Annotated in this window: 9 protein-coding genes; 5 read left to right on the top strand and 4 right to left on the bottom strand. The window is 70.1% G+C overall.

Features of this window, described 5'->3' with window-relative positions:
- A partial coding sequence (locus tag ACWCO3_RS30265) for an NAD(P)-dependent malic enzyme (RefSeq protein WP_450013286.1) occupies positions 1-1,174 on the bottom strand: 1,174 nt, incomplete at its 3' end.
- A gap of 145 nt (positions 1,175-1,319) precedes the next feature.
- On the bottom strand, positions 1,320-1,670 hold the full coding sequence (locus tag ACWCO3_RS30260) for a S24/S26 family peptidase (protein WP_244311568.1): 351 nt from the start codon (positions 1,668-1,670) through the stop codon (positions 1,320-1,322).
- A gap of 84 nt (positions 1,671-1,754) precedes the next feature.
- On the opposite strand from ACWCO3_RS30260, the gene sodN reads away from it, so the two are divergent.
- The 3 genes from sodN to ACWCO3_RS30245 are packed head-to-tail and all read left to right on the top strand — an operon-like array spanning position 1,755 to position 3,141.
- On the top strand, positions 1,755-2,159 hold the full coding sequence (gene sodN, locus ACWCO3_RS30255) for a superoxide dismutase, Ni (RefSeq protein WP_145779125.1): 405 nt from the start codon (positions 1,755-1,757) through the stop codon (positions 2,157-2,159).
- Entirely contained in the window at positions 2,156-2,701 is a 546-nt protein-coding gene (locus tag ACWCO3_RS30250; protein WP_358166041.1) for a GNAT family N-acetyltransferase, read from the top strand. Before sodN ends, ACWCO3_RS30250 begins: the two co-directional genes overlap by 4 nt.
- Before the next feature lie 32 nt (positions 2,702-2,733).
- Positions 2,734-3,141: an ATP-binding protein gene (locus ACWCO3_RS30245; RefSeq protein ID WP_088987803.1), complete on the top strand. Its 408-nt coding sequence runs from the start codon at positions 2,734-2,736 to the stop codon at positions 3,139-3,141.
- Positions 3,142-3,226: 85 nt separating this feature from the next.
- Here ACWCO3_RS30245 and ACWCO3_RS30240 read toward each other — a convergent pair whose 3' ends face one another.
- Complete coding sequence (locus ACWCO3_RS30240) at positions 3,227-3,616, bottom strand: hypothetical protein (RefSeq protein ID WP_145779123.1); 390 nt, start codon at positions 3,614-3,616, stop codon at positions 3,227-3,229.
- Between the two features lie 43 nt (positions 3,617-3,659).
- On the opposite strand from ACWCO3_RS30240, the gene ACWCO3_RS30235 reads away from it, so the two are divergent.
- Positions 3,660-4,610 carry a diacylglycerol/lipid kinase family protein gene (locus ACWCO3_RS30235; RefSeq protein WP_450013283.1) on the top strand — a complete coding sequence of 317 codons (951 nt, stop codon included), beginning with the start codon at positions 3,660-3,662 and terminating at the stop codon, positions 4,608-4,610.
- A gap of 450 nt (positions 4,611-5,060) precedes the next feature.
- Positions 5,061-5,318: a WhiB family transcriptional regulator gene (locus ACWCO3_RS30230; RefSeq protein WP_088950012.1), complete on the top strand. Its 258-nt coding sequence runs from the start codon at positions 5,061-5,063 to the stop codon at positions 5,316-5,318.
- 86 nt (positions 5,319-5,404) lie between these two features.
- On the opposite strand, the gene ACWCO3_RS30225 is transcribed toward ACWCO3_RS30230, so the two are convergent.
- Positions 5,405-5,827: sirohydrochlorin chelatase (locus tag ACWCO3_RS30225; protein WP_450013281.1), on the bottom strand; the 423-nt coding region annotated here is incomplete at its 5' end.

Below are 5,827 nucleotides of genomic sequence, written 5' to 3'. Positions count from 1 at the left end.
GGCGGGCCACGCCGTCGCGGCGGGCGGCTTCGGCGACCGCCTCGGCCACGGCCGGCGCGACGCGCGGATCGAGCGGGGACGGAACGATCGCCTCGACGGTCAGTGACTCGGCGACCACTCCGGCGATGGCGTCTGCGGCGGCGACCTTCATCGCCTCGGTGATCCGGGTGGCGCCGGCGTCCAGCGCACCCCGGAACACCCCGGGGAAGGCCAGCACGTTGTTGATCTGGTTCGGGTAGTCGCTACGACCGGTGGCCACCACCGCCACGTGCCGGGCGGCCACCTCCGGGTGCACCTCCGGCGTCGGGTTGGCCAGTGCGAACACGATCCCGTCGGGGGCCATCCCGGCCACCGCGGTCTCCGGGATCTGGCCGCCGGAGACCCCGATCAGCACGTCCGCGCCGCGCAGCGCCTCGGTGATGTCGCCGTGGCGACCGTCGGCGTTGGTGCTCGCCGCCAACTCGGCCTTGCTGCCGGTCAGGTCGGTGCGGTGCCGACCGATGATCCCCTTGGAGTCGCAGACCACCACCTGGTCGGGGTTGACGCCTCCGGCGATCAGCATCTTCGTCACGGCCACTCCGGCCGCGCCCGCGCCACTCACCGCCACCCGCAGGTCACCGAGCTTGCGGTTGAGCAGACTGGCGGCGTTGCGCAGCGCGGCCAGCACCACGATCGCGGTGCCGTGCTGGTCGTCGTGGAAGACCGGGATGTCCAGCGCCTCGTCGAGGCGACGTTCCACCTCGAAGCAGCGCGGCGCGCTGATGTCCTCCAGGTTGATGCCGCCGAACGAGGGCGCCAGCGCCCGCACCGCCGCGACGATCTCGTCGACGTCCTGCGTGTCCAGGCAGATCGGCACCGCGTCCACCCCGGCGAACTGCTTGAACAGCACCGCCTTGCCCTCCATCACCGGCAACGCGGCGCGCGGGCCGATGTTGCCGAGCCCGAGCACCGCCGAGCCGTCGGTGACCACCGCGACGGCGTGGGCCGCCCAGGTGTAGTCGTCGGCCAGGTCGGGGTCGGCGGCGATCGCCTCACACACCCGAGCCACCCCCGGGGTGTACGCCAGGGAGAGGTCCTCCCGGCTGGTGAGCGGCACGGTCGAGGCGACGGCCATCTTGCCGCCCCGGTGCAGCAGGAAGACGGGATCAGCGGGGTCCACGATGGACGAAGACATGGCGGTGACTCCAGGATCTGTCGAGCAGATGTGAGGCGGCGGGCCCGGCCGCGAGGTGGGCGGCGAGCGGTGGCACGCGGCGCGGGGGGTCACCCGGGCACTTTCCGAGCATAGTGTCGGCACTGCCCCTCGGATGTGAGCAGGGTCATATCGGCCGGCGAGGCACCCGCCCGGGACGCGGCCAGTAGCGGGCCACGACCCTTCCCCGCACGTCGGCCACCCCGTACGCCCGGGAGTCGTCGGTGATCAGGTCGTTGTCCCCGCGTAGCCACCAGCCGCCGTCCTGCGGCCGGACCGCCCGCTTCACCACCAGCAGTTCGGGACGGGTCCGGAAGACCGCGACCACGACGTCCCCGGGTCGGATCGGACGGCCGCCGGGGCGCACCAGTACCGCGTCGCCGTGCCGCAGCGTCGGTGCCATGGACGGACCGGTCACCAGGACGGCGGTCAGCGGCCTGCGCAACCGGGCCGCCTCAGCCGGGTGATCGGCCTGCACTGGTTTCACCTCCACCCGGTTCGGGGAGCATTCCCAGGAGTAATGTCGCCTTTGATCATCGCAAACTTCCCATGGAGGATCCCGATGCGACTTCCGCGCATCCTTGCGCCCCGCGTCACCGCGAGCGCTCACTGCGACCTGCCGTGCGGTGTCTACGACCCGGCTCAGGCCCGGATCGAGGCCGAGTCGGTCAAAATGATCTGCGAGAAGTACCAGGCGAACACCGACCCGGAGTTCCGTACCCGGGCCGTCATCATCAAGGAGCAGCGCGCCGAGCTGGTCAAGCACCACCTGTGGGTGCTGTGGACCGACTACTTCAAGCCGCCGCACTTCGAGAAGTACCCGAACCTGCACAGCCTGTTCAACGAGGCCACCAAGCTCGCCGGCGCCGGTGGCGTCAAGGGCAGCCTGGACCCGGCCACCGCCGACAAGCTGCTCTCGAAGATCGACGAGATCTCGAAGATCTTCTGGGAGACCAAGAAGGCATGACCTTGTCGGTCATCCCGACGATCCGGCCGGCACGTCCCGAGGACGTGCCGGCCGTCGTCGCCATGGTGCACGAGCTGGCGGAGTACGAACGCGCCCCCGAGCAGTGTCACCTCACCACCGAGCAGTTGACCTCGGCCCTTTTCGGTGCCGGCGCGGCGTCGGAGGAGCCGAGCGCTCCGGCGCTCTTCGGTCACGTCGCGGTGGACGAGCGCGACGAGCCGGTGGGCTTCGCGCTGTGGTTCCTCAACTTCTCCACCTGGGCCGGCGTGCACGGCATCTACCTGGAAGACCTGTACGTGCGGCCGTCCGCGCGAGGCACCGGAGCGGGTCGGATGCTGCTCGCCACCCTGGCTGACATCTGCGTCCGACGCGGCTACCGGCGGCTGGAGTGGTGGATGATCGACTGGAATCCGGCGGCTGGCTTCTACGCCTCGATCGGCGCGGAGCAGATGAGCGAGTGGGTGCCCTACCGGCTCAGCGGCGACGCCCTGCGCGAGTTGGCCACCCAGGCCGCCACCGTCGGCACGCGTAAGGGCGACTGACCGGGTAGAGTCCCCGACCGGGGGGATGAGGCGTGACTCAACTGACTGGCCAACCAGCGACCGACGACGACGTGGTGCACCTCACGGTGCCTGCCGACGGCGGTTACCTCGGCGTGCTCCGCACCGCCACCGCCGGTCTGGCGGCCCGGTTGCAGTTCGCACTCGACGAGATCGAGGATCTGCGGATCGCCGTCGACGAGGCGTGCGCCATGCTGCTCGCCATCGCCACCCGTGACGCCGAGTTGGAGTGTCGCTTCGCCGTCACCGAGGACGCGCTGACCGTCGAGGTGACAGTGCCGACCGTGCGGGGCGCCACGTTGCCCGCCGAGTCGTCGTTCGCCTGGAAGGTGCTCACCGCGCTGACCACGTCGGCGTCCGCCACGGCCGCCGACGGCCGGGCGACGATCGCGCTGCTCACCCGCCGCTCCGGCGGTTACTGACCGGCTGCTCTGCCACTGACCGGCCCGGCACCTGCCGGAGCCGGCACGGTCACTGGAACCCGCACGGTCGCTGGAACCCGCACCGTCACTCGAAGCCGAGGGCCCGGGTCGTCGGAGGGCTGACCAGCAGCCAGCCCACGCCCAGGCCGAGCGCCATCAACGGCACGCCCAGCCAACCCAGCCCACCCTGGATCATGAACCACCCGATCGGCAGCAGCATCAGCTGGAGCACGATCGCGGGGGCCCGTGCGCCCGCCTGACGGCGCAGCAGCGCCCGACCGAGCGCCCAGAGCACCACCGCCGCCCCGACGGCGAACACGGTCACCAGCAACGCCGACAGGAGGTCGGTGGTGGTGGCCGTGAGGTCGGCCCAGATGAGCCAGAGCGCGATCAGCCCGACGACGGCCGCTTCCGCCCACAGCAGCCGGACCGCCCAGCGGAGCGTGACGGGAATCGGGGCCGAGTCGATGGTCACGCGCGCCACGATACCCGGGCGGCCGGGAGGTACAGTGCCGCCCATGCGGGCCGTCCTGGTGGTCAATCCAAAGGCCACCACCACCAGCGAACGCAGCCGGGACGTGCTTGTCCGGGCGCTGCGCAGCGAAGTCGACCTCAGCGTGCGCTACACCCGTCGGCGCGGGCACGCCGTGGCGCTGGCCCGGGAGGCCGCCGCGGAGGGGGTCGACCTCGTCGTCACCCTGGGTGGCGACGGCACGGTGAACGAGGTGGTGAACGGTCTGATGACGGCCGACCCGCCGAAACTCGGCGACGACACCTCGATGGCCGAGCGGCTGCCCGCGCTGGCGACCGTTCCGGGCGGTAGCACCAATGTGTTCGCCCGCGCGGTGGGCCTGCCCCGGGAGTGGCCGGAGGCGACCAGCATGATCCTCGAAGGGCTGCGGCTGGGCCGGAGCCGGACGGTGGGGCTGGGCCGCGCTGACGACCGCTACTTCACGTTCTGCGCCGGGTTCGGCCTGGATGCGGCAGTGATCCACCGGGTGGAGCAGGCTCGGCGCAAGGGACGGGTGTCCACGCCGACGCTGTACCTGCGCTCGATCATGAACCAGTACTTCCTCGCCTCGGACCGCCGGCACCCCGCCATCAGTCTGGAGCGTCCGGGCGAGCAGGCGGAGAGCGAGTTGGCCACCGTCATCATCCAGAACACCGCGCCCTGGACGTACCTGGGCGACCGGGAGGTCAACCCGAACCCGGCTGCGTCGTTCGACCTCGGGCTGGATGTGCTGGCACTGCGTCAGCTCCGGGTGGCTAGCACAACACGGACAGTGACGCAGTTCCTGTCCCGGCGGCCGGATCCGCGAGGTCGTCAGGTGTTACGACTCCATGACACGCCGGAGTTCACCCTGGTCTCCAGCCGTCCGCAGGCGTTCCAGCTGGACGGGGACTATCTCGGCGAGCGGGAGAAAGTCAGATTCACCTCCGTTCCGGCCGCACTGAGAGTAATCTGCTAGGTCTCGGGGTACTGCCCTTGGTCGACACGGTGGCCACAGCCGGATCGGCCGGTCGCCGCCACACCGAGGGCAGGTGCCGGAAATGTCAGCAATGTCACGCGGACTGTACTATATTGATCCTCGACTGTGGCACGGCGGGTAACCAGGAAAGCACTGGAATCCGGACAAACAGGTTGTGGGCTTGCTCACCGCCCGGAGTTTTTCCGAGCGTCACCCTTGACATCACGACTGTTCGTGAAAGTATTCACAAGCGAACTTGAGTTACCGGGACATTGGCTGGATATGCTCGTCAGGTTGAGCTGTTCCAGCAGGTCCCCGGGCGCTAACAGCCTGCTCACGCACTGCCGAATGGACAGACGCTAACCGTCACCACCGGCACTGCGGATGCATATAGGAAAAGCACGACCAAGCAATTGTTGCCACCCATCCAGAATGAGGAGTGTTGCCGCCATGGACTGGCGTCACCATAGTGTCTGCCGCGACGAGGACCCAGAGCTGTTCTTCCCGATCGGGACGTCTGGACCGGCTCTGCTGCAGGTCGAGCAGGCCAAGGCCGTCTGCAGGCGCTGCTCCGTGACCGACCAGTGCCTGCAGTGGGCACTCGAGTCCGGTCAGGACGCCGGCGTCTGGGGCGGAATGAGCGAGGAGGAGCGGCGCGCTGTCAAGCGGCGCGGCGGTCTCCGGGTGCTGCGCGCTCACTCCGCCTGATCCCCCACGACACGCTGTACGCCCCGGTGGGTTCACCCACCGGGGCGTTCCGCTGTCCGGCACCTGCGACGTCGTGCCGGCACGGGTCACTTCGTCGACGCAGGCACGGGCCGATCGTCGACCCGCCGCAACACCAACTCGACCAACTCCGGCGCGTCGGTCAGCGGCGCGGCGACCGAGACCGCGCCAGCCGCACGGGCCGCCTCGGCCACCGCATCGTGAAACAGGCCGGGCGCCAGGAAGTACGCGCACACCGCGACCCGCCGCGCGCCGGCCGCCCGGAGTCGGGACACCGCCACGCCGGCTGACGGCGGAGCCGCCGAGGCGTACGCCACCCGGCAGGGCACCCGGAACTCCTCGGCGAGCGCGTCCGCGACCCGGCCCACCGAACAGCGCGCCCGCGCGTCGCGGGTGGGGCGGTGGCAGATCGCGACGCGGATCAAGATCCCGCTGATCGCGCCCGCGCTGATCCTGATCCTGGTCTTCTCGCTCATCGGCACCCTGCAGTT

The organism is Micromonospora sp. NPDC002411 (genome assembly GCF_053592955.1).
This window is presented reverse-complemented; position numbering and strand designations above follow the sequence as displayed.